Here is a 23919-nt window from a genome sequence, read left to right as displayed (position 1 = left end):
GCAAACCTATGCTTGCGCCGCGGCGCTTGTCCATGGGCAATCTCGGGCCGCTTTTTCGCTTTCGCCGGTCGGGCGGTGCCGCTATACCGGCGCGGGTTTGAACGACATCGGAAGGGACCAGCCATGGCAAATGTCGTCGTCGTCGGTGCGCAATGGGGCGATGAGGGAAAGGGCAAGATCGTGGACTGGCTCAGCGAGCGCGCGGATGTGATCGCCCGCTTTCAGGGCGGACACAACGCGGGCCACACGTTGGTCATCGACGGTGAGGTCTACAAGCTGAACGCGCTGCCCTCGGGCGTCGTGCGCGGCGGCAAGCTTTCGATCATCGGCAACGGCGTCGTCCTCGACCCCTGGCATCTGCTGAAGGAGATCGAGATGATCCGGGAGCAGGGGGTTGAGATCACGCCGCAGACGCTGATGATTGCAGAGAATACCCCGCTGATCTTGCCGATCCACGGTGAGCTGGACCGCGCCCGGGAGGATGCGGCCAGCGCGGGCACCAAGATCGGCACAACCGGGCGCGGGATCGGTCCGGCCTATGAGGATAAGGTGGGGCGGCGTTCGGTGCGCGTGGCGGATCTCGCCGACCCGGCGACGCTGGAAGCGCGCGTGGACAGGGCGTTGCAGCATCACGACCCGTTGCGTCGCGGTCTGGGCATCGAGCCCGTGAGCCGCGACGCGCTGCTGGCGCAGCTGCGCGAGATTGCCGCCGATATCCTGCAATATGCCGCCCCGGTCTGGAAGGTGCTGAACGAGGAACGCAAGGCCGGCAAGCGCATTCTCTTCGAAGGCGCGCAGGGCGCGCTGCTCGACATCGATTTCGGGACCTATCCTTTTGTCACCTCGTCGAACGTGATTGCCGGGCAGGCCGCGACTGGCGTGGGGATCGGGCCGGGATCGATCAACTATGTGCTGGGGATCGTGAAAGCCTATACGACCCGCGTTGGCGAGGGTCCGTTCCCGACGGAGCTGGAAGATGCGGACGGTCAGCGGCTCGGCGAGCGTGGCCGCGAGTTCGGGACCGTGACCGGGCGGAAGCGGCGCTGCGGTTGGTTCGATGCCGTGCTTGTGCGCCAGACCTGCGCCACCTCGGGAGTGACAGGCATTGCGCTGACGAAGCTCGATGTGCTGGATGGGTTCGACACACTGAAGATCTGCGTCGGCTATGAGCTCGACGGGATACGGATGGACTACCTGCCCACGGCCGCGGATCATCAGGCGCGGTGCACGCCGATCTACGAGGACATGCCGGGCTGGTCCGAATCCACTGAAGGCGCGCGGAGCTGGGCCGATCTGCCTGCCAACGCCATCAAATATGTCCGCCGGGTCGAAGAGTTGATCAACTGTCCTGTCGCCCTACTCTCCACCTCACCGGAGCGGGACGACACCATCCTCGTGACGGATCCGTTTGCCGACTGAGAGAGCCGATGCCCGTCAGCTACAAAAACCGTCGCCGTTTGTCGTTGTTGATCCTGCTGGTGGGGCTGCCCGCCTATATCGTCATTGCCGTTACGGTGATCAACTGGCTTGAGCGCCCCTCGTTGCTGGTGGAACTGCTGGTCTACCTTCTGTTGGGAGTTCTTTGGGCGCTGCCGTTCAAGTTCATCTTCAAGGGCATCGGCCAAGCCGACCCGGACCGGTCCGAACCCTAGGCGGCCCGTCGACAACGCGCGGCAACTCAATGGGCCTTCAGATCAACTTGCAGCGCGGTTGTCCGGCTTGAACCCGATGGTGTCGGATGCGGTGAACCGCCCGCCCTCGATCTTCTCGATCTTGCCGGCACGCAGCAACTGGCCAAACGCGCGCAGACCGTCTTCACGGCTGAAGTCCCCACAGTCGACCTGGCGCACCCGGCTCATCAGCTGGGGCCGCGAGAATTGCTCGTACTCCTCCACGAAGCTGAGATAGGCGGCCGCCGCTTCGAGAACTTCGGGTAGGGCGCTCGCACCCATTTGCTCTGCAAACGCGGCAAACCCGGTGTCTTGGGTGAGCTCGTGGTCGTTCTCCAAAGTGGCAGCTACGCGGCGCGGCGTGACCGGGTCTCCGCCGGGTTGCGCTGTGGTGTCGATCCGCTGCTCGGCCACGAGCTTCAGCGGTGCGGGACGCGCGTCCGCGGGACGTTCGGTGCGCGCACGAGAGGCCAGGGGACGCCGCGGTTTGACGGCCTGCGCCAGATCCCTGCGATAGGGGTTGGTGCCGTCTGCGTGGGTTGCGTCCTTTTGCATGGTCTTGTCGGCAAACCTTGCAGCGACGGCTGCCCGCAGATGCGCAAAGGCGCTGCGCCGGGTCGCGCCTTCCGGCTCTTCCATATGCTGATCTGCGGCGGCCATCAGGCGTGAAAGATCGTCCGCCGCGTCACCGTCGATAGATGGCAGGCCGTGCCCCTCTGCCGAGGCCGGGTCCTCGGCGCCGGTGGCCTCGGCCGCGACCGCATCGAGTTCGCGCTGAAGCTCCTCTTCCTCCGCTGCCGAGAGCGTCGTGGCAGTCTCCGTTGCGAATTCCTCAAGCTCGCCGCTGTCGAGTGCGGCTTCCAGATCGGCCCGGTCGACCTTCAACACCCGACCCTTGGCGGCAGGCCGCTCGTCCTGCGCCTCTGCGGCCTCCGATTCCGCGTGTTGCTCATGCTCGGCGATCGTCTCCAGACGCTGCGACTCGACCTCATAGAGAGCGTCATAGGTTGCCATCTCATCGGTGAAATCGGGCATATGGCCGTCATGCACGTTTGCTGCCGCGTCGATCCGTGTCAGAAGGGCTGCAAGCTCCTCGTCCTCGTCACGCTGTTGTGCATCGTCCGCACCTTGATTCTCGGCATCAGGCGCCGTGTCCTTGTCACCCACATCGGCGACAGGCTCGGAGACAGAGGTCTGATCCTCCGCATGTTCGGGCTCGGTCTCCACGGTGATCTCTTCGTCACCCAAGTCAGTTTCGTCTTGCGCCACCGGGGCGTTGTCGTCCGTCTTCAAGGCGGACCCATAGGCAAAGGCATAGTCCCTTGCGGATTGGGGCTCGGGCTCGAGCTCGGTTTGTTCGTCCGCAGGATTGGTCACCACTTCGGTGGATGAGATCTCGTCGTCCGGGTTGGCGTCGGTTTCATCCGTGGCGGCGGCGAAGGTGTGATCCTCGGGCTGTTCGGGTTCCGCTTTCACGTCCGTCTCTTGGTCGCCGCACGATGTTTCTTCTTGCGCGATGGGGGTGTCTTCTTCGGCACCGTCGTCGATGTCTTCCGCTTTTGAGGCAGACCCATAGGCGAAGGCATAGTCTCTGGCGGATTGAGGCTCGACCTCAGTGTTTTCGTTCGTTGGTTCGCTCGCCATTTCAGCAGATGACACGTCGTCGTCCCGGCTCGGGTCGACCTCGTCCAAGGCAACGGCGAGGGCCTGGCCCTCCGCATGGTCTGCGTCCGGCTCGATGTTGGCCTGTTCTTCGTTGGGGCCTCCCGTCTCGTCAACTAAGGCGACATCGTTCTGTGGATCGGCGCTAGGCGTCTCCGCCTCGAAGGCGGGCCCAAGGACGAAAGGCCGGTTCTCCGCATTGTCCGACTGCGGTTCCACCTCTTTCCGGCCCTCGCGGGGCTCGGCGGCCTCGTCGGCTGAGGAGATGGTGTCGCCCGGGCTCGGGTCGGTGTCTTGTTGGGACACGACATCGCGGATCCTCTGCAGCTTTGCGGCAAGGCTTGCGGATATCGCGGGCGGTGAGCGGTCTGGTCCGGCGACCTGTGCAGACGTGTCATTTTCAGGTGTCTGTGCAGCGGTCTCGATCGTCTCATTGCCGTCGGCATCTTCGACCTCTGCGCCGGGATCGCCCGCAGAGGAAACCTCGGGTTCCGCTATGCTGTTTTCCGCGAGAGTCGAGGCATGTGCGATCGCGGGCGCTGTGGTATCGGTCTCGTCGCCTGTTACCACTTCTGGGCGTTCGTCCGATTTTGTTGCCGGAACATTGGGGTCTGAACCGGTCTCGCCTGCGTCTTCAACCGCGGCAGGCAGATCGGTGGCCCCCCTCTGATCGTCCGCGAGCGGTGCATCGACGGCCCCGGGCTCTGCCGCGGTCGAGACAGGCTCCACGACGTCGTCCTGATCCATTGCTGCTTCGGAGGCCTCTTTCTCGACCGGTGCAGCGTCGATGGCAGCGGTTTGGCCGTCCTGATGTTGTGCAACTATGGCGGGAGGTGACGGGGGTGTCGCGTCGGCATTATCCGGCGCATCGGCGTCACGCGCCTTCAGCAAGATCTTTCCGCCGTCAGCGCGCGCCTCGACCTTGCGGGAGACGTCGCGTTCGGCGATGCGGGTGAGCATCTCCGCATCCGGTTGCGGTGGCTCGGCCCCAAAGAACCGATCATCTGCCGCGAGGTCACGAAAGTACTCGGCAATATCCTTCATCGTCCCGAAAGAATCGTCGAAGCCTTCCAGCGTGCACGAGAACGTCCCGTAGGAAACAGTCAGAATCGTATTGTTGTTGTTCGTCATCGGATGCACATCCTCAGCGTAGTCGCAACAAACTGTTTACCATATGAGGAAAGTCCGAACCGGCGCGAATCTGTGCTCATTACGGTATCATTTTGTGGCGACAATATGTTCTGTTTCCAAAATGGGCGTTAAACTTAGGTGAACACTAAAATTGTTACTAAATCGAAACCAGTGACCCTTGTGGGCGCGGGGGCGGTCGCCGACGGGGATCTCGCGGCCGCTCTTGCACTTGCGCCGACCTGTGTTGCCGCCGACAGCGGGGCCGAAACGGTCCTGGCTGCGGGCGTCCCGCTTGAGGCGGTGATCGGCGATATGGATTCGATCTCGGAGGCGGCGCGGGCGCAGATCCCACCAGAGCGTCAGCATCGGATCGCGGAACAGGACAGCACGGATTTCGACAAGGCGCTGCGTCACATCTTGGCCCCGCTGGTGATCGCTGTGGGCTTCTCCGGGCGTCGGATCGACCATCAACTGGCCGCGCTGCACACGCTCGTGATGCGTCCGGATCTCCCTTGCGTGATGCTCGGCGCCGAAGACATCATCTTCCTCTGCCCGCGCGACCTGCATCTCCCGATGTCTCCGGGCACGCGGGTGTCGCTCTTTCCGATGGGGGCGGTGACGGGACGCTCGGAGGGGCTGGAGTGGCCCATCTCGGGGCTGGATTTTGCGCCTGATGGCCGGTCGGGCACGTCGAACCGGGCGACCGGTGATCTGACGCTTCAGATCGACGCGCCTGCGATGCTCTGCATCTTGCCGCGCCGTTTCATGGCAGAGGTTGCGGAGATTTTGCAGGCGATACCAGTGCCCGCGCGGTGGCCCGCTCGCGCAGCACCACATAGAGCCCCGCCAGGATCGTGATCAGAATGCCGAGGCTGGCCAGCGGGTTCGGCAGGTCGCCGAAGACGATGAACCCGATCACGGTGGCAAATGGGATCTCCAGATACTGCATTGGTGCGACGGTGGCCGAGGGCGCATAGCGCAACGACCACGTCATCAGCAGATGCGCAATCGTTCCCAAGAGCCCGATGCTCAGGAGCAGCTGCCATTCGTGGGAGCTGGCTGCAATCAGCTGCAAATCCCACACGCCCGACCCTTGGAACGCGATCAGGACGGGTACCATGACGCAGATTGCCATGACGCCGCTGACCGCCTGCAGGCCGATGGGGTCCGTTTCGCGGGCGATCTGGCGGGTCACCAGCATGAAAAGCGCGAAGTTCACCGCGACGCCAACTGGCAGAAGCGCGGGCCAGCCCACCTCCTGAAAGCTGGGTTGAACCACAAGCAGCGTGCCGATGAACCCGACGAGGCAGGCCAGAAGCCGCCGCGAGCCGACCTCCTCGTTCAGTGCGAATTTGCCCAGAACCAGCATGATGAACGGCATCACGAAAGCGATGGCCACTGCGTCTGCCAGCGGCAGGTACTTCAGCGCGGTGACCATCGCACCGATTCCGAGGATATGCAGCAGGGTGCGTATGAATGTGAGGATCGCGACCCGTCTGCGCATTTGCCACGCGCGGCCCGTCCACCAGACCAGCGGGATCAGAACGACGGCCTGAACGGCGAAGCGCACGAGAACGAGTTGGCCAACGGGCACCGTCTGCCCGAGGATCTTCGCGACCGCATCGCCCACAGGTGCCAGGACGCAAAAGCCAAGCATCAACATGATACCAAGAAGGGGGCGGTCGGGGGACATTTCCGGACCGTAGGCGCGCGTCTCAATCAATGCAAGAAAAGCTTACCGGGCGACTCAACTTTCAGCAGTTTGGCACATTCACAGCCAAGCCGCCGAGCGAGGTCTCCTTGTATTTCTCGGACATGTCTGCGCCCGTCTGCCGCATGGTCTCGATACAGGCGTCGAGCGGCACCAGATGCGTGCCGTCCCCGCGCAGGGCAAGCGAGGCGGCCGACACCGCCTTGATCGCGCCGAGGCCGTTGCGCTCGATGCAAGGCACCTGCACGAGGCCCTTCACCGGATCGCAGGTCATGCCGAGGTGGTGTTCCAGCGCGATCTCGGCGGCGTTTTCCACCTGTTCCGGCGTGCCGCCCATGACCGCGCAGAGCCCTGCGGCGGCCATGGCGGCAGCAGAGCCCACCTCCGCCTGACAGCCCGCTTCCGCGCCGGAGATCGAGGCGTTGTACTTCACCAGTCCGCCGATGGCGGCGGCGGTGAGCAGTAAATCCTCGATATGTGCCTCCGAGGCGCCGGGCACGTGGTCGAGGTAGTAGCGCAGCGTGGCCGGCAGAACCCCCGCGGCCCCATTGGTCGGCGCCGTGACCACCTGACCTCCGGCAGCGTTCTCCTCGTTCACCGCCATGGCATAGACGCTCATCCAGTCGTTGATCGTATGCGGCGCGGTCAGGTTCATCCCGCGTTCGGCCATCAGCTTGTCGTGGATCCCCTTGGCGCGCCGTTTGACCATCAGACCGCCGGGAAGCGTGCCTTCGGTCGTGAGTCCGCGGTCGATGCAGTCGTTCATCACCTGCCAGAGCCGTCTGGTGCCGCTCCTGAGGTTGTCCGCGCCACCGCGCGCCGTCTCATTGGCGCGCTTCATCTCGGCGATGGAGCGGCCCGAGGCGCTGGCCATCTCCAGCATCTGTGCGGCGGTCTTGAAGGGGAAGGGCACCGGAGCGCCTTCGTCCGTATCCTTGCCGGCGGCAAGCTCGGCTTCGGTCATCACGAAACCGCCGCCGATGGAATAGTAGACCTCGCGCAGGATCACATCGCCCTGCGCGTCCGTTGCCATCAGCATCATGCCGTTGGCGTGGCCGGTCAGTGGCGTGTCGAAATCGAAGATCAGATCCGACCCAGGGTCGAAAGCAAGCTGCGGCAGACCTTCCGGCTGGAGGGTCTTTTGAGCCTTGATCGTGGCCAGCGCTGCATCCGCCTTCTCGCGGTCATAGGTGTCCGGTACGAAGCCCGCGAGCCCCAGGATCGTGGCGCGATCGGTGGCGTGGCCCACCCCGGTGAAGGCGAGCGATCCGTGCAGCGAGGCCCGCACCCCGTGAAAGGCGAAGGGGGAGGCGCGCATGAGGTCAAGAAAGCGCGCCGCGGCCACCATCGGGCCCATCGTGTGCGACGAAGAGGGGCCGATGCCGATCTTGAACATCTCGAAGACGGAGAGGAACATCAGGTTGCGGTCCCTTCGGGAGGCTGGGGCGCCTGCGGCGCGGTGAATGGTGTGGGGCCCAGGCCCTCGGCGGTTTGGGCAGCGTGAGTGCTGGCGCGCCCTTCGAGCATGAGAGCCATGTGGTGCAGCTTTGCAAAAGACGCAAGCTCAAACCAGCTGCGATCGCTCTCGCGCGGGTAGAGTTGCAGCCATCGCAGCATCGGAGCCAGGTAGAGATCGAGCACCGAAGGCGTGCCGCGCGGGTCGCAATCCGCCTCCAGGATCGCGACATGCCGCAGGATATTCGCACGGGTCTGTGCCCGCAATTGCGCCTGATGCGCTGCGTCCGGGCCCACATAGAGCGAAGGGTAGAACAGCATCCGCAGCGCCGGGTGCAGCGTGTTCGACAGGTAAAACAACCACTTGAGCGCGTCGGTGCGCGCAGGGTCCCTGGGAGGTGGTATCAGGTCACCGTGCCGGTCCGCCAGCCAGAGCAGAATGGCACCGGTTTCGAAGATGGGACCGTCCGGGGTCTCCAAGGCGGGGATCAACCCGGCGGGGTTCAAGGCCAGGTGGGCCGGCGCGCGTTGTGCCGCCCGGCGCCGGTCGACCAGCCGGGTCCGATAGGGCAGGCCCAGCTCCTCGAGCGCCAGTCGCACGATCAGCGAGGCATTGTCGGGGGCGTAGTGCAAGGTATAGGCGGGCTCGGTCATGGGGCGACCATGGGGCGATTCCCGCGGCCGCGGCCTGCGAAAAACGACCCTTTTCCCCTTGCTGGCGCGCTGGCCGTCGGGCCCCGGGCCATGGGTTGCGAAATCAGCTCTCGCACTGCATGCACGAGTTTCCTATAAGGCGGCAAACGCCTGCTCGAAGGACCCTGCCATGCCGCCTGAACTCTCGCCCATCGATAAGGCCAAATTCGTCGCTGCCAAACGGGCAGCGCAGATGGTGGAAAGCGGCATGCGGGTGGGGCTTGGCACAGGCTCCACCGCGGCCTGGCTGGTCCGCTGCCTCGGCGAGATGGTGCGTCAGGACGGGCTGCACATCACCGGCGTGCCGACGTCGACGCGGACGGCCGAGCTGGCCCGCGAGGTCGGGATCGAGGTCACGACACTCGATGACGCGAAGTGGCTCGATCTGACCATCGACGGCGCGGACGAGTTCGACGGGCGGCTCAATCTGATCAAAGGCGGCGGCGGCGCGCTCTTGCAGGAAAAGATCGTGGCCACCGCCTCCGACCAGATGGTGGTGATCGCGGATGCAGGCAAGGAGGTCGAGACACTCGGCGCCTTTCCCCTGCCCATCGAGGTGATCCCCTTCGGCTGGCAGACCACGAAAGCGCTGGTGGAGGAAACCCTGGTCTCGATGGATGTGCTGGGGCGCGACAGCACGCTGCGGAGGGACGGCGATGCGCCGTTCCGGACCGACGAGGGCAATTACATCATCGATCTGCACCTCAAGCGGATTGGGAATGCCCAGCACCTGGCGCTGGCGATGAACCAGCTGCCGGGGGTGGTGGAAAACGGCCTCTTCATCGACATCTGCGACCGGGTGATCGTCGGCTATGGCGATGGCCGGGTCGAGATGCGCGACATCGAGACCGGCACGGTCGAAACCGGCCAGCTCGACTTTGTGGAAAGTGACAACCTCTTCGCCGATTTGTCGGATTGAGACTGCCGCGCGCTTAACGGCGAGGTGATGTGGCAATGGTTGGCCACCCGCTTATATAGAGGTCTCCAAGACCGAAAGACCCTGAAAGGCGCCCAGAATGAGCCAATTCGACTACGATCTCTTTGTAATTGGCGGCGGGTCGGGCGGTGTGCGGGCGGCCCGGGTGGCGGCCGGTGAAGCCGGCGCCAAGGTCGCGCTGGCCGAAGAGGACCGCTATGGCGGCACCTGCGTGATCCGGGGCTGCGTGCCCAAAAAGCTGATGGTCTTTGCCAGCGAATACGCGGGTGTCGTGGAGGACGCCGCCTCCTACGGATGGGATCTGAAACAGGGCCCGTTCGATTGGCACTCGTTCCAGACACGCCTGAACACCGAGTTGGACCGGCTCGAACAGGTCTACCGGAACCTGCTCAAGGGCTCTGGTGTCGACACCTTCGATACGCGGGCAACCGTGGCGGGGCCGCATGAGGTCAAGCTCGCGACCGGCGAGACCAAGAGCGCCAAACACATTCTCATCGCCACAGGCGGTCATCCGGTACGGCCCGACACGGTCAATGCGCAGTTGGGCATCGTCTCGGACGATATCTTTCACCTTGAATCCCTGCCGAAGTCGCTTCTGATCGTCGGCGGCGGCTACATCGCGTGTGAGTTCGCGGGCATCATGAACGGGTTGGGTGTCGAGGTGACGCAGTACTATCGCGGCGCCCAGATCCTGCGGGGCTTCGACGACGAAGCCCGCGGCCTCGTGGCCGAATCCATGCGCGAACGCGGCATCGACCTGCGCGTGGGCACCAACATCGTGGAAATGGCCCCGGCGGGCGATGACCATACCGCCAGCTGGACCGGTACGGCCTCCGATGCCGCGATGGGTGCGGACGTGAAGCAAAGGCGCGAGATGCAGACCGAGGCGAAGGATGCCAACGGCCCGATCTGGGTGAAGTCGACCAACGGTGGTGAGCGCGTCTTCGACATGGTTCTCTTCGCCACCGGGCGTGATCCCAACACCAAGGACATGGGCCTTGAAGAGGTCGGGGTGAAACTGGGCCGCCGCGGGCAGATCGAGGTCGATGCCTACAGTCAGACCGCCGTACCGTCGATCTATGCCATCGGCGATGTCACCGACCGGGTGAACCTCACGCCGGTCGCGATCCGGGAAGGCATGGCCTTCGTGGAGACGGTCTTCAAAGGTAATCCGACGCCGGTGGATCACGATCTGATCCCCTCCGCAATCTTCACGCAGCCCGAGATGGGCACCGTGGGCCTGAGCGAGGAGGATGCCCGTGATCAGGAGCCTGTGGAGATCTATTGCACGTCGTTCCGTCCGATGCAGACCGCATTTGCCGGACGACCGGATCGCGTTTTGATGAAACTTGTGGTATCCAAAGAGACCCGCAAGGTTCTGGGTTGTCACATCGTCGCACCGCATGCGGGCGAAATGATCCAGTTGGCGGGTATCGCGATCAAGATGGGCACGACCAAAGAGGATTTCGACCGCACTGTTGCGGTCCATCCGACTATGTCCGAAGAGATCGTGACGATGCGGACACCGATCCGGACGGCTTGAATTCCGCGCAACCTTGCGTACCTATGGCATGATTTTCAATCGCATATGAGGCGATTTAGGAGGGAAAGAGACTGAATGGCTGGGAATAATGGCGGCCCTTGGGGCGGCGGTGGAAATTCTGGTGACGATGGACCGCGCAGGCCGAACCGTGGGAACAATGGCGGCGGGTCGCGCGGCCCGGGCGGAGAGGGCCCGCAGATCCCGGAAATCGACGAGCTGGTCAAGAAAGGCCAGGAACGCCTGCGTGTTCTGATGGGCGGAAAGGGCGGCAGCGGCGGACAGGGCGGACAGGGCGGCGGCAGCGGCGGCCCGGCCTTCACGCGTGGCACCGTTGGGCTCGGCGTCGTCGGCGCTGTGTTGGCCTGGGGGCTGGCCAGTTTCTACACAGTGGCACCGGAAGAACAGTCGGTCGAACTCTTTCTTGGAGAGTATTACGCCACTGGCGACCCAGGTCTGAACTTCGCGCCCTGGCCGCTGGTCACCGCAGAGGTGCTGCCGGTGACACGCGAACAGACCGAGGACATCGGCGCGCGCGTGGACAGCGGGCTGATGCTGACCACGGACGAGAATATCATCGACATCGACTTCCAGGTGGTCTGGAATATCAGCGATCCGGCCAAATTCCTCTTTAATCTGGCGGAGGCGCAGGAGACGATCCGCGCCGTGTCGGAATCGGCCATGCGCGAAGTGATTGCGCGCAACCAGCTGGCCCCGATCCTCAACCGCGATCGTCAGGTCATCGCCGATGAAGCGGAGCAGCTGATCCAGGGTACGCTCGATGCCTACGACAGTGGCGTGAACATCATCCGTCTCAACCTCGACAAGGCCGACCCGCCGCGCGAGGTGATCGACAGCTTCCGCGAAGTGCAGGCGGCCGAGCAGGAACGCGACCGGCTGGAGCGTCAGGCGGATGCCTATGCCAACCGGGTAACGGCGGGCGCGCGGGGTGAGGCCGCAGCCCTGCTGGAGCAGGCCGAGGCCTATCGCGCCCAGCAGGTGAACGAGGCCCAGGGTGAGGCCGCGCGCTTTGTCTCGGTGTTGGAAGAATATGCGAAGGCGCCGGAGGTGACCCGCAAACGTCTCTACCTGGAGACCATGGAGCGGGTGTTTGGCGATGTGGACAAGATTATTCTCGAGAACGATCTGGGCGGCGGCGGCGGACAGGGGGTCGTGCCCTACCTGCCGCTGAATGAGCTGCGCCGCGGGACTGTGGCAGGAGGAACAAACTGATGCGTGCTGGCAAGTTCTTGTTGCCGATTGTCGTGATTGCGATTGTCGGCCTACTGAGCTCGGTCTTCATCGTGGATGAACGTGAGAAGGCCCTGGTTCTGCAATTCGGACAGATCAAGTCGATCAAGGAAGACCCGGGTCTGGCGTTCAAGATCCCCCTGATCCAGGAGGTCGTGCGCTACGACGATCGGATACTGTCGCTCGACACCGAAGTGACGGAAGTCACACCATCGGATGACCGTCGCCTGGTCGTCGACGCCTTCGCGCGGTACCGGATTTCCGATGTGACGCGGTTCCGCCAGGCGGTGGGTGTTGGCGGCCTGCGGGCTGCTGAAGACCGGCTTGAAGGGATCCTGAACCCCACGATCCGGGCGGTGCTGGGCTCCGATGGCGTGACCTCGAATACCATTCTCTCGGCGGATCGGGCCGGGTTGATGGCGCGGATCACCGAACAGGCGCGGCTGCGCGCCCTGCCGCTGGGCCTTGAGGTGGTCGATGTGCGCCTGAAACAGACAAACCTGCCCGAGCAGAACCTCGACGCGACCTTCGCCCGGATGCGGGCCGAGCGGGAGCGGGAAGCGGCGGATGAGATCGCGCGGGGGGAAGAGGCTGCACAAAGAGTGCGCGCACTTGCCGACCGGACGGTGGTTGAGCTGACGTCTGATGCGACCCGTGAAGCCGATATCATTCGCGGCCAGGCCGATGCGGAGCGCAATGCCATCTTTGCGGCCGCCTTTGGCGCGGATCCTGAGTTCTTTGAATTCTACCGGTCGCTGACGGCTTACGAGCGGGCCCTGAAAGGCAGCAACTCGACGATGGTTTTGTCGCCGGACAGCGAGTTCTTCAACTACCTGCGCTCTGATCAGGGCGTGCGGTCCGAAGAGGGCGAGTCGCGGTGAGCACGCTGCTGCTGGCGCTTGGTCTTGTGATGATCATCGAGGGGCTGGCCTATGCGCTGGCCCCTTCGCTTATTGAGCGTATGCTGGAAGCGCTGCGCGCGCTGCCCGAGAGCGCCGTGCGGCAATTGGGGCTTCTGATCGTGGTCAGCGGCTTCATTCTGGTGTGGTTCGCAACGCAACTCGGGGCCGGTCTGGGGTAATCCGCAAGGGGCGGTTGCAGGCAAGCCTGCCTCACGCGACGGTCACGTACAGTTGAAACTGTGGCAGACTGATACATCTTTGATGTTGCGTGACGGTCACCCTAAATGCACTCTAGTGATCAAATCACGCAGTCAAAGAGCACAACACGGCCGCAAGGCCGGACAGAGATTTTCAGGAGACGACGTATGCAGCCCAAGGCCGTATCCATGTCCAACATCAGCCTCATCCCCATCCAGATGCGGCTGTTGCTCTTGGCGGTCCTGACGCTGGCGTTCATGCTGGTTCAGCCGCTGAGCGCATTGGCCCAGCAACAAAGCCTCGCGCCACTGGCCGAGAAGATCAGCCCGTCGGTGGTCAATATCACCACATCGACCGTCGTCGCCGGCCGCACCGGTCCGCAGGGCATCGTGCCAGAGGGATCGCCGTTCGAGGACTTTTTCCGAGAATTCCAGGATCGCAACAATGGCGATGGCAACCGCCCGCGCCGTTCGTCCGCGCTGGGGTCCGGTTTCGTGATCTCCGAGGATGGCTATGTGGTGACCAACAACCACGTGATCGAAGGCGCCGACGAGATCCTGGTCGAGTTTTTCAACGGCAGCGAGCTCAAGGCCGAGGTGATCGGCACCGACCCCAACACCGATATCGCGCTGCTGAAGGTGGAGGCGGAAGGGCCGCTGCCCTTTGTGTCCTTTGCGGACAGCGATCTGGCGCGGGTTGGGGATTGGGTGGTGGCCATGGGCAACCCGCTGGGGCAGGGGTTCTCTGTCAGCGCCGGGATCGTCTCGGCCCGCAACCGGGCGCTGAGCGGCACCTATGACGATTACATCCAGACCGATGCGGCGATCAACCGCGGCAACTCGGGCGGGCCGCTGTTCAACATGGATGGCGAGGTGATCGGCGTGAACACCGCGATCCTGTCGCCCAACGGCGGCTCCATCGGTATCGGGTTTTCGATGGCGTCGAACGTTGTGACCCGAGTTGTGGATCAGCTCAAGGAATTCGGCGAAACGCGCCGCGGCTGGTTGGGCGTGCGCATCCAGGATCTGACCGACGATCTGGCGGAATCGATGGGGCTTGAGTCGACCGCGGGCGCGTTGGTGACGGATGTGCCCGAAGGGCCTGCGCGTGAGGCCGGGATGGAAGCGGGCGATGTGATCATCAGCTTCGCTGGCAAGGATGTCGAAGACACCCGTGGTCTGGTGCGTGAGGTGGGCAACAGCCCGGTCGGTGAGACCGTGCGTGTGACCGTCCTGCGCGAAGGTGCGACGCAAACCCTGCGGGTGACGCTGGGCCGCCGCGAAGAGGCTGAAGGGGCCGTGCCAGCGGTGGCCGCAGGCCCGGATGGCGAGGACGAGCCGACCACGAAGGATGTGCTGGGCCTCAGCCTCACAACGCTGACGGATGAGATCCGCGAAGAGCTGGGCGTCGACGACAAGACGCAAGGTCTCGCGGTCACCGAGGTCGACGAGACGACGGAAGCCTTCGAGAAGGGCCTGCGCGCCGGGGATATCATCACCGAGGCGGGACAGCAGAAGGTGACCAGCATCTCAGAGTTGGAAGAGCGCATCGCGGCCGCGAAGGACGCGGGCCGCAAGTCGCTGCTGCTGCTGGTGCGCCGCGCCGGTGATCCGCGTTTCGTGGCGTTGTCGCTGACGGAGTGACGCTGAGGCGCATCCAAGAGATGAAATGAGAGGGCGCCCGGTTCGGGCGCTCTTTTTTTGCGACAGGCGCGGCTGAACAGCGGGGGGTGAGAGCGTCCCGATTGCCCAGACCAGCCACCCTGTCGACAGCTGTCTCGATGCGACAAAGGCTGCGCCTGCTTTCGGGGTCGCAAAAGGGACTGGTGCGTCCTATATCGCCCCGGTAGACAAACGCAAATTGACCAGGAAGGGAAGCAGCGACGTGGCCAAGATCACCTACATCGAACACGGCGGGAAGGAACATGTGGTGGAGGTCGCCAATGGCCTGACCGTCATGGAAGGTGCCCGGGACAACAACATCCCCGGAATCGAGGCGGATTGCGGCGGTGCCTGCGCGTGCTCGACCTGCCACGTCTATGTGGATCCGGCCTGGACCGACAAGCTGCCGCCGAAGGAAGACATGGAAGAGGACATGCTGGATTTCGCCTACGAGCCCGATCCTGCCCGCTCGCGCCTGACCTGTCAGCTGAAGGTGACCGACGCGCTGGACGGGCTGGTGGTGCAGATGCCGGAAAAGCAGATCTAGAGCGTGTCACGGCTGATCCGAAACATCCAATACACTGTCTTGCGGCCGAGCCTCTGGTGGATGGCCGCAGGCCTGAGGGCGCTTTGACGAGACATGCTCTGATGGGACCCAAGGCGCGGCGTCTGCCCGCGCGCGGGTGGCGCGGTTTCGCGCGCCGCGCACTGCTGGCCGCGTGCCTGTGGCACGGGGAGGCAGTGGCCGCCGGCGAGATAACGGCAGCCGCCTACGACGGACCGACGGAGCGCTACGCCCATGCGGTTCTGGGGGATGCGATCGAGTACACGACCCTTGCGGTGTCGCTGGCGGATGGCGGCGAACGCCGCTTCGGACTGCCGGATGATCTGGTCTTTGAAGACACGGCGCCGCGGGTCGCCGACCTTGATGGCGACGGTGAGGCAGAGGTGATCGTGGTGGAGAGCAGCCAGAGCGACGGCGCGCGGTTGGCCATCTATGGGCCGGACGGCCGCATCACCGCGACGCCCTTCATCGGCACCCGCTTTCGCTGGCTGGCACCGGTTGGGGCTGCGGATCTGGACGGCGACGGCAGGATGGAACTGGCCTACATCGACCGCCCGCACCTGGCGAAGACCTTGCGACTCTGGCGCTATGAGGCGCGGCAATTGACACCGCTGGCGGATCTGCCGGGGCTGACCAATCACCGGATCGGAGAGACGGACATCGCAGGCGGGATTCGCACGTGTGGTGGTGCGCCGGAAATGATCCTGGCACGTGCCGATTGGGCCGAGCTGGTCGCCGTCCGGTTCGATGCGTCAGGGTTTTCGACGCGGCGCTTGGGGGACGACACCAGCCGCCCGGCCTTTGCGCGCGCACTCGCCTGCGATCTCTGAGGCGCGGGATCAGCTGCGCTTGAGCGCCCGCCAGCCTATGTCACGGCGGCAGAACCCTTCGGGCCAGTCGATCTGATCCACCATCGCGTAGGCGGCGTCGCGGGCGGCCTGCAGGCTATCGGCACGGGTGGTCACGGCCAGAACACGGCCGCCTGTGGCGGTGAACTGCCCCGCATCACGGCCCGTGCCGGCGTGGAAGACCATGTGGCGGCTGTCTTCCGGCAGCCTGTCGAGGCCGCGGATGATGGAGCCTTTCTCATAAGCGCCGGGGTAGCCTTGGGATGCCAGCACCACGGTCATGGCGTGGTCTGCAGCCCAATTCACCCGGGCTTCGGCCAGCCGCCCTTCGACGCAGGCCTGCATGAGGTCCAGCACCTGCGCGCCGAGGCGCAGCATCAGCACCTGGCACTCCGGATCGCCGAAGCGGACGTTGTATTCGACGAGGCGCGGCTGACCGTCTTCGATCATCAGCCCGACGAAGAGGACGCCCTGGTAGGGGGTGCCTAGCCGCACCATCTCGGCCATGGTCGGGCGCACAATCTGGTCGAGCGCGGCCTGGATCACGGTGTCCGTCATCACTGGAGCCGGGGAGTACGCGCCCATCCCACCGGTGTTTGGGCCGGTGTCGGCCTCGCCCACGCGCTTGTGGTCCTGCGCGGTGCCGATGGGCAGCACGGTCTCGCCATCGCAGAGCACGAAGAAGGAGGCCTCTTCGCCTTGCATGACCTCTTCGATGACGACCTCCGCGCCCGCGTCGCCGAAGGCACCGCCGAACATATCGTCGATGGCGGCGAGCGCCTCTGCCTCAGTCTCGGCGATGATCACCCCCTTGCCCGCAGCGAGACCGTCGGCCTTGATCACGATGGGCGCGCCTTGTTCTCGCACATAGGTCTTGGCGGAAGTGGCGTCGGTGAAATGGCCGTAAGCCGCCGTGGGCGCGCCTGCGGCATCGCAGATCTGCTTGGTGAAGGCCTTCGAGGCTTCGAGCCGCGCAGCCGCCCCGCTGGGCCCGAAGACCGGCACGCCCGCGGCGCGCAGCCGGTCCGAGACACCGGCGGCCAGCGGCGCTTCGGGCCCGACGATCACGAAATCCACCGCCATTTCCTCGGCGAAGGTGACCACCGCGCTGCCATCTTCAATGTCGAGCGCGGCACATTCGGCAATCTCGGCGATGCCGGCATTGCCGGGCGCCACGATCAGCCGGTCGCATTTTGGGTTCTGCATCACCGCCCAGGCGAGGCTGTGCTCGCGCCCGCCGCTGCCAAGGATGAGAATGTTCATGGGCGCTCCTGATCTGCTTGGCCTCGCATCTCGGGCGTTCTATGCTGCGGGCACCCCCGTGACAAGCCGGAGCCGAAATGGACCTGATCGACGCGCCCGACGAAGGCCTGAACAGCCCCGAGTTCACCGTTACCGAGATCTCGGGCGCCATCAAACGGGTGATCGAGGGCGAGTTCGGCCATGTGCGGATCAGGGGAGAAGTTGGGCGCGTGTCGCGCCCGCGGTCGGGCCACATCTACCTCGATCTGAAGGACGACCGGTCGGTGATCTCAGGGGTGATCTGGAAAGGCGTCTCTGCCCGGTTGCAGACCCAGCCCGAGGAAGGCATGGAGGTGGTGGCCACGGGCCGTGTGACCACCTTTGGCGGGCAGTCGAAATACCAGATCGTCATCGAGGACATCAAACCGGCGGGCATGGGCGCGCTCATGGCGCTTCTGGAAAAGCGCAAGAAGACGCTGGAGGCGGAGGGGCTGTTCGATCCCGCCCGCAAGCGGCCGCTGCCCTATCTGCCGGAGGTGATCGGTGTGGTGACCTCGCCGTCCGGCGCCGTGATCCGCGACATTCTGCACCGGCTGCGCGATCGGTTCCCGCGCAAGGTTCTGATCTGGCCCGTCGCTGTCCAAGGCGAGAAATGCGCGCCTGAAGTCACGCGGGCCATCGCAGGCTTCAACGCGCTCACGCCCGGCGGCGCACTGCCTCGACCCGATCTGCTGATCGTGGCGCGAGGCGGCGGGTCGGTCGAAGACCTCTGGGGCTTCAACGAGGAGAGCGTGGCGCGCGCCGCTGCCGCCTCGGAGATCCCGCTGATCTCCGCGGTCGGGCATGAGACGGATACAACGCTGATCGATTATGTCTCGGACAAGCGCGCGCCCACGCCCACGGCGGCAGCGGAGCTGGCGGTGCCGGTGCGGCACGAGCTGATCGCCTGGCTTGATGGTCAGGACGCGCGGATGCGGCAGGCGCTGAGCCAGGGGCTGACCCGCCGCGATCAGCGCCTGCGCGACATGGCGCGGGCCTTGCCGCGCGCAGAGGCGTTGCTCGACACCCCGCGCCAGCGGCTCGACATGGTCTCGACCCGTCTGGGCCCGGCGCTGATCGCCGGTGTCCAGCGGCGCAAGGTGCGTTTGGCGGATATCAGCGGATCGCTGCGTCCGTCGACCCTGCGCCGCGGCCTCAGCACAGAGGCGCGGCGGCTGTCCGACACCTCGGCGCGGCTCGGACCTGCCTTGCACCGCGCGATTGCGCGCAACAGGGAGAAATTGGTCGCGACGACGCGGCGGTTTCGCCCCGCGGCCCTGCAGCAGGAGCGCCACCGGAAGCTGCGGGAGTTTGCCCAGCTGTCGCAGCGGCTCTCCGACGCGGGCCAGCGCAACGTCGCGGCCTGGCGCACGCGGCTTGAGGCCGCCGAACGGCTGCGCCGGACGCTTGGCTATGAGGCGACGCTGGAGCGCGGGTTTGCGGTGGTGCGCAGCGCAGGCGCGGTTGTCACCGACAGCAAGACGGCCAAGACCGCGCAGACGCTTGAGATTCAATTCGCCGATGGCAGGGTCACCGTGGGCGGCAAGACCGCTCCGCGCAAATCCTCTGCCAAACCGCCCGAGCAGGGCTCGCTGTTCTGACGCGGCGGCTGTTCACCTTCGCTGTGCGCGCCTCGCGCCGCTCAAACGCAAAGGGCGCTCCGATGTTTCGGGGAAACGTCGCGTCGGTCGGCCTCAGACACCGACGTCGGGGCCGAGGCAGACCATCTCCTCGTTCAGATCACCGGCCTCGTACAGCTCCGTCGCGCCGGGCGCGTTCTGGAACCGCGCGATCAGTCGCCCGTCCTGTTTGTGAAAGGTCCAGCACTGCGGGGCGGGGTTGTCTTCATAGACAAAACAGATCTGGTCCGCCTGCTCGTACCAGGTGCCCGATTTGCACTCGCCATCGAGGAAGGACCAGATGACCCTGCGGTTGTCGAGGTACTCCTCCGCGCCGTAGGCCACGCCGTTCTCGCCGTAGAACAGCGTCTTGCCGCGGGTGTAGTCGTCGAATTCCTGCGCGCTCATGGGCGGTTGCGCGGCGAGCGGCAGGGCGATCAGGCAGAAGACGCCAGCAAGAACACATGTGAGTTTGGAAACAGATACCATGGGATTACTCTGACAGAAGGGTGGGTCGAGAGCCAGTCTGCGGCTCGGGTTTCGGCATGAAGGTGCCGTGATTTGATGGGGTGTGGCGCATATGGGTGCGCACCTTTGGGTCCATCACCTTGCGCCACAGCGGTGGCACAAGCGCCAGCGCGCCCATGACCGGGACAGACCGGGGCAGGGTCGGCATCTGGGCCGCATCGTGCCGCAGGTTCGAAAACCGCCGCGCGGGGTTCATGTGATGATCGGAATGCAGGGGCGCATTCAGCATCAGCGCGGCGGAAAACCCGCGCGGCGCGTTCCAGCTGTGCTGCGGACCCATCGGTTCGGGGCGGCCATCCGCATCGATGCGCCGCCGCAGGCCATAATGTTGCAGGTAGTCCGACAGCATCAGTTGCAGGTGCGCGTGCAGTGCAAAGACCAGCACCAGGGCGAAGCCCATCAGACCGCCGAGCGCATACCCCGCACCCACTGTCACCAGACCACCCGCGACGTAGAGCGCATAGGGATGCCAGATCGGACGGTTCTGCAGGCGGCGGGCCTCGGCCTGAAACCCGGCCACGAATTCGCCCACGATGACCTGCCCGAAAAACCGCCAGAAGCCCTGACCCAGCGGAGCCGAGTTCGGATCCTTTGCCGTTCCCGCATGCACGTGATGCACAAGCAGATGCGCCGAGACATGGTGGCCGTTGAGCATCGAACAGTAGATCGCGGTCCCCAGCGCGCGGAGCCTGCGGTTGCCGCGGTGGATGAGCTCATGCGCGCAGGCGTTCGAGACCTGTCCGAGATAGAGGCCGATGCCGAGCGCCAGGGCGAGCTTTTGGGCGATACCCAGATGCGTGCCGGCGCCCACGGCCCAGACCCCGGCACCCAGCAGCGCAAAATGCAGCGTGCCGACGGTCACGGGCAGCCAGCTGTCCTGTCCGGCGCCCGCTGCAAGCTCGATGCCAGTGCGATCCAGCACCGCGATCCCTGCGGTGATGCTCAGCAGCCCGATCACGGGCCAGCTTCCCCCCAGAGTTGCGCCGAGCAGCAGCAGGACCGCGGGACCAAGGCTTGCGGAGGCAAAGAGAAGAGAAGACACACGCTCAGTCATGTTAGCGATCTGTTTACCGTGATCCGGCCCCTGCTCCAAGCGCGCTGCACTGTGTCAGTTAATGCCGGAAGTTTCTGATCAGACACAGAGTGTCGTTTCTGGAGTGTGGGCAGGGCGGCTTTCGCAGTACCCTATGCGCAGCCGGGCTGATAGGGTCCGGCCAATTGAATGCACTGACATACACCCGGCTGGCCCGGGACGGGAGAGACCGCACAATGGCACTGGACACGGCTGACAAATCCCCGCGCAAGGGCGTCTGGAAGTCCGGCAAGGGCAAGGGCCGCCGCCACACCAAGGGCCGTCAGCTGCAGGATGACGCCTGGGGCGAGGTGCGCGCGCTGCTGGGCGACGCCCCCCGCCGTGCGGACCTTCTGATCGAGCACCTGCACAAGATCCAGGATGCCTATGGCCATCTTTCTGCCGCGCATCTGCGCGCATTGGCCGAGGAAATGCGGATGTCGATGGCTGAGGTTTATGAGGTCGCGACCTTCTATGCGCATTTCGACGTGGTGAAGGAAGGTGAGACACCGCCGCCTGCGCTGACCATCCGGGTCTGCGACTCGCTCTCCTGCGAGTTGGCAGGGGCCCAGCAGCTGAAGGCGGCGCTGGAGGAGGGCCTGGACCCCGCCGAGGTGCGGGTGCTGCGTGCCCCCTGCATGGGCCGCTGCGACACGGCGCCTGTTCTGGAGCTCGGCCACGCGCATATCGACCACGCGACGCCGCAGAAGGTGCAGGCCGCGATTGCCGCAGGTGACACCCATGCGCATATCCCCGACTATCAGGATTATGCGGCCTATGTGGCAGAGGGCGGCTATGCCGCACTGAAAGAGCTGCGGGCAAACGGCGACTGGGACGTCGTGCAGGACAAGGTGCTCGCCTCCGGTCTGCGGGGCTTGGGTGGTGCAGGCTTCCCCTCGGGCAAGAAATGGGGCTTCGTGCGGGCGAACGCCGGCCCACGCTATCTCGCGGTGAACGGTGACGAGGGTGAGCCGGGTACGTTCAAGGATCGCTACTATCTCGAGCGCGTCCCGCATCTCTTCCTCGAAGGCATGCTGATCGCGGCCTGGGCGGTTGAGGCCGAGACGGCCTTTATCTACATGCGCGACGAGTATCCCGCCGTGCTCGAAATCCTGCGCCGCGAGATCGCGGCACTGGAACAGGCCGGGATCGTCGAGCCGGGCTACATCGACCTGCGTCGCGGCGCGGGGGCCTATATTTGCGGCGAAGAAAGCGCGATGATCGAGAGCATCGAGGGCAAGCGCGGGATGCCGCGTCACCGCCCGCCATTCGTGGCACAGGTGGGCGTCTTTGGTCGTCCGACGCTGGTGCATAACGTGGAAACGCTGCACTGGGTTGCGCGGGTCTGCCGCGAAGGGCCGGAGGTGCTCTCGGGCACCGAGAAGAACGGGCGCAAGGGGCTGCGGAGCTATTCCGTCTCGGGCCGCGTGGCGCAGCCGGGCGTGTACCTGCTGCCCGCAGGCTCCACGATCATGGACATCATCGAGGCCGCAGGCGGCATGGCCGAAGCGCATGTGTTCAAGGCGTACCAGCCGGGCGGCCCGTCCTCGGGGCTCTTGCCCGCCTCGATCAACGACGTGCCGCTTGATTTCGATACGCTGCAGCCGCTGGGCAGTTTCATCGGCTCCGCGGCCGTGGTTGTGCTCTCCGAACAGGACTCGGCAAAGGCCGCCGCGCTCAACATGCTGCGGTTCTTCGAGGATGAAAGCTGCGGGCAATGCACGCCCTGCCGGGTCGGCTGTGAGAAGGCAGTGAAGCTGATGCAGGCCGACCGCTGGGACCAGGGGCTTCTGGAAGAGCTCAGCACCGCGATGGTCGATGCCTCGATCTGCGGGTTGGGGCAGGCGGCACCAAACCCCATTCGCTTGACCATGAAGCACTTCCCCGACGAGATCTGAGCCCGCGCGCGGCAGAGCGGTTTCAATCACTCTCGCGGCCTGCTAAACGTCGCGCGTTTTGACGGTTCGGGGGCACGATGACAGTGGGAGCAACAAAAACCCAACTTGCCAGTATGTGGTTTGATGGGCCGTTGCGACTGGTCGACAGGGTCTGCCTGTCGTCCATGGTCGCGACAGGCATGCCGGTGACACTCTACACCTTCGGCGACGTCGCCAACGTCCCGGCGGGCGTGACGGTGAAAGATGGCAATGCTATCCTGGACCGCGCCCTGCTGGAGCGCCTCGTGCCGGTGGCCAAAAAGGATCAGGTGTCGTGGTTGCCGACGGTCCAGTTCAGTGATTTTTTCCGCGTCTTCCTGCAAAAGGCCGGCGGCGGGCTTTGGCTCGATACCGATGTGCTGATGTTCAAGCCCTTCGAGTATGCGGCGGACAAGGTCTACTTCGTACGCGAGAGCAACGGCGGGATCGGAGCATCGGTGTTCTACCTGCCTCCAGACAGCCCGATCATTGACGAATACGTGCGGCTGATCATGCAGGATGACCTCACACCGGACTGGCTGGAGTTCAAGCGCCGCGTCCTGCGTCCGATGGTCTACCGGCTGACGCGAACCGCCTTTTCACCATCCGATCTGGGTATTACCATGTATGGCAATGAAGCGTTTCGGCAATTGGCGCGCCGTCACGGTGTGTTTGGTCAGGCGCATCCGCAAGATCGGTTTTATCACTGGTCGGATGCCCGCAACGAAGATGTATTCAAGCCCGTGCCCTGGGCGTTCTTCTATGACGATCCTGACTACATCGGACTGCACATTCACAAGAAGACGGAGGCGGCGCATGCACCTGAGCCAGGCAGCTTGTGGCAGGATGCGCTGGAACGATATGCCTAAAACAAGGGATTGCAGCAGGCACGGCTTGGGACGATGATCTGATGGCATTTTTCAAGAAACTCAAAGATCGGCTGTTCAAATCCTCATCGAAGATCGACGAGGGGCTGGAAGCGATCGTCGAGGAGGGCGGTGTCGAGGAGGTCGTTGCGCCCGACCCCCGGCCCCAGCCCGCGGCTTCACCAGCCGAGGAGGCTGTTCAGGCGCCCGTTGATGAGGTCATGGCAAGCCCAGCAGAAGCGGCTGAAGCGGCGCCGGAGCCTGTCGAACCCGAGCAACAGCTCACGCCTGACAAACCGCTTGACCCGGGGCCTGATCCGGAGCTTTTTCAACCCGAACCCGAACCCGAACCCGAACCCGAACCCGAACCCGAACCCGAACCCGAACCCGAACCCGAACCCGAACCCGAACCC

The 23919-nt window shown here is 64.6% G+C and carries 21 protein-coding genes and 1 pseudogene; 15 read left to right on the top strand and 7 right to left on the bottom strand.

Annotated elements, in window-relative coordinates:
* Positions 1-123 precede the first annotated feature (123 nt).
* Together MUB52_RS03115 and MUB52_RS03110 are read left to right on the top strand one after the other, a co-directional pair.
* Positions 124-1419, top strand: a complete 1296-nt coding sequence (locus MUB52_RS03115; protein ID WP_263842734.1) for an adenylosuccinate synthase — start codon at positions 124-126, stop codon at positions 1417-1419.
* Between the two features lie 8 nt (positions 1420-1427).
* Positions 1428-1652, top strand: a complete 225-nt coding sequence (locus MUB52_RS03110; protein WP_263842733.1) for a DUF2842 domain-containing protein — start codon at positions 1428-1430, stop codon at positions 1650-1652.
* A gap of 42 nt (positions 1653-1694) precedes the next feature.
* On the opposite strand, the gene MUB52_RS03105 is transcribed toward MUB52_RS03110, so the two are convergent.
* Positions 1695-4463 carry a midas domain-containing protein gene (locus tag MUB52_RS03105; protein WP_263842732.1) on the bottom strand — a complete coding sequence of 923 codons (2769 nt, stop codon included), beginning with the start codon at positions 4461-4463 and terminating at the stop codon, positions 1695-1697.
* A 171-nt stretch (positions 4464-4634) separates the two neighbouring features.
* On the opposite strand from MUB52_RS03105, the gene MUB52_RS03100 reads away from it, so the two are divergent.
* Entirely contained in the window at positions 4635-5321 is a 687-nt protein-coding gene (locus MUB52_RS03100) for a thiamine diphosphokinase (RefSeq protein ID WP_263842731.1), read from the top strand.
* On the opposite strand, the gene MUB52_RS03095 is transcribed toward MUB52_RS03100, so the two are convergent.
* From MUB52_RS03095 to MUB52_RS03085, 3 genes are all read right to left on the bottom strand, one after another.
* Complete coding sequence (locus MUB52_RS03095) at positions 5227-6156, bottom strand: DMT family transporter (protein ID WP_263842730.1); 930 nt, start codon at positions 6154-6156, stop codon at positions 5227-5229. The two genes, MUB52_RS03100 and MUB52_RS03095, sit on opposite strands and share 95 nt — an antisense overlap.
* Positions 6157-6217: 61 nt before the next feature.
* Positions 6218-7591, bottom strand: coding sequence for an L-serine ammonia-lyase (locus tag MUB52_RS03090; RefSeq protein ID WP_263842729.1), 1374 nt, complete (start codon positions 7589-7591; stop codon positions 6218-6220).
* Positions 7591-8283 carry a glutathione S-transferase family protein gene (locus tag MUB52_RS03085; protein WP_263842728.1) on the bottom strand — a complete coding sequence of 231 codons (693 nt, stop codon included), beginning with the start codon at positions 8281-8283 and terminating at the stop codon, positions 7591-7593. Before MUB52_RS03085 ends, MUB52_RS03090 begins: the two co-directional genes overlap by 1 nt.
* A gap of 169 nt (positions 8284-8452) precedes the next feature.
* Here MUB52_RS03085 and rpiA point away from each other — a divergent pair, with 169 nt between their 5' ends.
* The 8 genes from rpiA to MUB52_RS03045 all read left to right on the top strand — a co-directional run bounded on the left by rpiA (position 8453) and on the right by MUB52_RS03045 (position 16206).
* Positions 8453-9241 carry a ribose-5-phosphate isomerase RpiA gene (gene rpiA, locus MUB52_RS03080; protein WP_263842727.1) on the top strand — a complete coding sequence of 263 codons (789 nt, stop codon included), beginning with the start codon at positions 8453-8455 and terminating at the stop codon, positions 9239-9241.
* Between the two features lie 97 nt (positions 9242-9338).
* Positions 9339-10802: an FAD-dependent oxidoreductase gene (locus MUB52_RS03075; protein ID WP_263842726.1), complete on the top strand. Its 1464-nt coding sequence runs from the start codon at positions 9339-9341 to the stop codon at positions 10800-10802.
* 75 nt (positions 10803-10877) lie between these two features.
* Positions 10878-12032, top strand: a complete 1155-nt coding sequence (gene hflK / locus MUB52_RS03070) for an FtsH protease activity modulator HflK (protein WP_263842725.1) — start codon at positions 10878-10880, stop codon at positions 12030-12032.
* Entirely contained in the window at positions 12032-12931 is a 900-nt protein-coding gene (gene hflC / locus MUB52_RS03065; protein WP_263842724.1) for a protease modulator HflC, read from the top strand. The genes hflK and hflC overlap by 1 nt, the downstream gene beginning before the upstream one ends.
* Entirely contained in the window at positions 12928-13131 is a 204-nt protein-coding gene (locus MUB52_RS03060) for a DUF2065 domain-containing protein (RefSeq protein ID WP_263842723.1), read from the top strand. The genes hflC and MUB52_RS03060 overlap by 4 nt, the downstream gene beginning before the upstream one ends.
* A gap of 186 nt (positions 13132-13317) precedes the next feature.
* Positions 13318-14793: a DegQ family serine endoprotease gene (locus tag MUB52_RS03055; RefSeq protein WP_263842722.1), complete on the top strand. Its 1476-nt coding sequence runs from the start codon at positions 13318-13320 to the stop codon at positions 14791-14793.
* A 241-nt stretch (positions 14794-15034) separates the two neighbouring features.
* Positions 15035-15358: a 2Fe-2S iron-sulfur cluster-binding protein gene (locus tag MUB52_RS03050; RefSeq protein ID WP_263842721.1), complete on the top strand. Its 324-nt coding sequence runs from the start codon at positions 15035-15037 to the stop codon at positions 15356-15358.
* Positions 15359-15459: 101 nt separating this feature from the next.
* Entirely contained in the window at positions 15460-16206 is a 747-nt protein-coding gene (locus MUB52_RS03045; RefSeq protein WP_263842720.1) for an FG-GAP repeat domain-containing protein, read from the top strand.
* Between the two features lie 9 nt (positions 16207-16215).
* On the opposite strand, the gene purD is transcribed toward MUB52_RS03045, so the two are convergent.
* Complete coding sequence (gene purD, locus MUB52_RS03040; protein WP_263842719.1) at positions 16216-17487, bottom strand: phosphoribosylamine--glycine ligase; 1272 nt, start codon at positions 17485-17487, stop codon at positions 16216-16218.
* Positions 17488-17564: 77 nt separating this feature from the next.
* On the opposite strand from purD, the gene xseA reads away from it, so the two are divergent.
* Positions 17565-19106: an exodeoxyribonuclease VII large subunit gene (xseA, locus tag MUB52_RS03035; RefSeq protein WP_263842718.1), complete on the top strand. Its 1542-nt coding sequence runs from the start codon at positions 17565-17567 to the stop codon at positions 19104-19106.
* A 93-nt stretch (positions 19107-19199) separates the two neighbouring features.
* Here xseA and MUB52_RS03030 read toward each other — a convergent pair whose 3' ends face one another.
* Together MUB52_RS03030 and MUB52_RS03025 are read right to left on the bottom strand one after the other, a co-directional pair.
* A complete protein-coding gene (locus MUB52_RS03030; RefSeq protein WP_263842717.1) occupies positions 19200-19613 on the bottom strand; it encodes a hypothetical protein in 414 nt (137 codons plus the stop codon).
* A 4-nt stretch (positions 19614-19617) separates the two neighbouring features.
* Positions 19618-20706 (bottom strand): alkane 1-monooxygenase, encoded by a 1089-nt coding sequence (locus MUB52_RS03025; RefSeq protein WP_263842716.1) that lies wholly within the window; start codon positions 20704-20706, stop codon positions 19618-19620.
* A gap of 215 nt (positions 20707-20921) precedes the next feature.
* On the opposite strand from MUB52_RS03025, the gene MUB52_RS03020 reads away from it, so the two are divergent.
* The 3 genes and pseudogenes from MUB52_RS03020 to MUB52_RS03010 all read left to right on the top strand — a co-directional run.
* Positions 20922-22622: an NAD(P)H-dependent oxidoreductase subunit E gene (locus tag MUB52_RS03020; RefSeq protein WP_263842715.1), complete on the top strand. Its 1701-nt coding sequence runs from the start codon at positions 20922-20924 to the stop codon at positions 22620-22622.
* A 77-nt stretch (positions 22623-22699) separates the two neighbouring features.
* Positions 22700-23509 (top strand): glycosyltransferase family 32 protein, encoded by an 810-nt coding sequence (locus MUB52_RS03015; protein WP_263842714.1) that lies wholly within the window; start codon positions 22700-22702, stop codon positions 23507-23509.
* Between the two features lie 41 nt (positions 23510-23550).
* Positions 23551-23919 (top strand): annotated as a pseudogene (locus tag MUB52_RS03010) (signal recognition particle-docking protein FtsY); the annotation flags it as partial.

It is taken from the genome of Roseobacter sinensis, from assembly GCF_025755255.1.
In the GTDB taxonomy this organism is placed as follows: domain Bacteria; phylum Pseudomonadota; class Alphaproteobacteria; order Rhodobacterales; family Rhodobacteraceae; genus Roseobacter; species Roseobacter sinensis.
The sequence above is the reverse complement of the archived record's forward strand: the minus strand, read 5'-3'. Positions and strand labels throughout refer to the sequence as shown.

Coding starts and splice junctions, on each gene's coding strand:
- MUB52_RS03045 (WP_263842720.1), top strand. CDS start 15,460: ATGGGACCCAAGGCGCGGCGTCTGCCCGCGCGCGGGTGGCGCGGTTTC.
- MUB52_RS03075 (WP_263842726.1), top strand. CDS start 9,339: ATGAGCCAATTCGACTACGATCTCTTTGTAATTGGCGGCGGGTCGGGC.
- MUB52_RS03030 (WP_263842717.1), bottom strand. CDS start 19,613: ATGGTATCTGTTTCCAAACTCACATGTGTTCTTGCTGGCGTCTTCTGC.
- MUB52_RS03020 (WP_263842715.1), top strand. CDS start 20,922: ATGGCACTGGACACGGCTGACAAATCCCCGCGCAAGGGCGTCTGGAAG.
- purD (WP_263842719.1), bottom strand. CDS start 17,487: ATGAACATTCTCATCCTTGGCAGCGGCGGGCGCGAGCACAGCCTCGCC.
- hflC (WP_263842724.1), top strand. CDS start 12,032: ATGCGTGCTGGCAAGTTCTTGTTGCCGATTGTCGTGATTGCGATTGTC.
- rpiA (WP_263842727.1), top strand. CDS start 8,453: ATGCCGCCTGAACTCTCGCCCATCGATAAGGCCAAATTCGTCGCTGCC.
- MUB52_RS03025 (WP_263842716.1), bottom strand. CDS start 20,706: ATGACTGAGCGTGTGTCTTCTCTTCTCTTTGCCTCCGCAAGCCTTGGT.
- MUB52_RS03105 (WP_263842732.1), bottom strand. CDS start 4,463: ATGACGAACAACAACAATACGATTCTGACTGTTTCCTACGGGACGTTC.
- MUB52_RS03110 (WP_263842733.1), top strand. CDS start 1,428: ATGCCCGTCAGCTACAAAAACCGTCGCCGTTTGTCGTTGTTGATCCTG.
- MUB52_RS03055 (WP_263842722.1), top strand. CDS start 13,318: ATGCAGCCCAAGGCCGTATCCATGTCCAACATCAGCCTCATCCCCATC.
- MUB52_RS03015 (WP_263842714.1), top strand. CDS start 22,700: ATGACAGTGGGAGCAACAAAAACCCAACTTGCCAGTATGTGGTTTGAT.
- hflK (WP_263842725.1), top strand. CDS start 10,878: ATGGCTGGGAATAATGGCGGCCCTTGGGGCGGCGGTGGAAATTCTGGT.
- MUB52_RS03085 (WP_263842728.1), bottom strand. CDS start 8,283: ATGACCGAGCCCGCCTATACCTTGCACTACGCCCCCGACAATGCCTCG.
- MUB52_RS03115 (WP_263842734.1), top strand. CDS start 124: ATGGCAAATGTCGTCGTCGTCGGTGCGCAATGGGGCGATGAGGGAAAG.
- xseA (WP_263842718.1), top strand. CDS start 17,565: ATGGACCTGATCGACGCGCCCGACGAAGGCCTGAACAGCCCCGAGTTC.
- MUB52_RS03095 (WP_263842730.1), bottom strand. CDS start 6,156: ATGTCCCCCGACCGCCCCCTTCTTGGTATCATGTTGATGCTTGGCTTT.
- MUB52_RS03090 (WP_263842729.1), bottom strand. CDS start 7,591: ATGTTCCTCTCCGTCTTCGAGATGTTCAAGATCGGCATCGGCCCCTCT.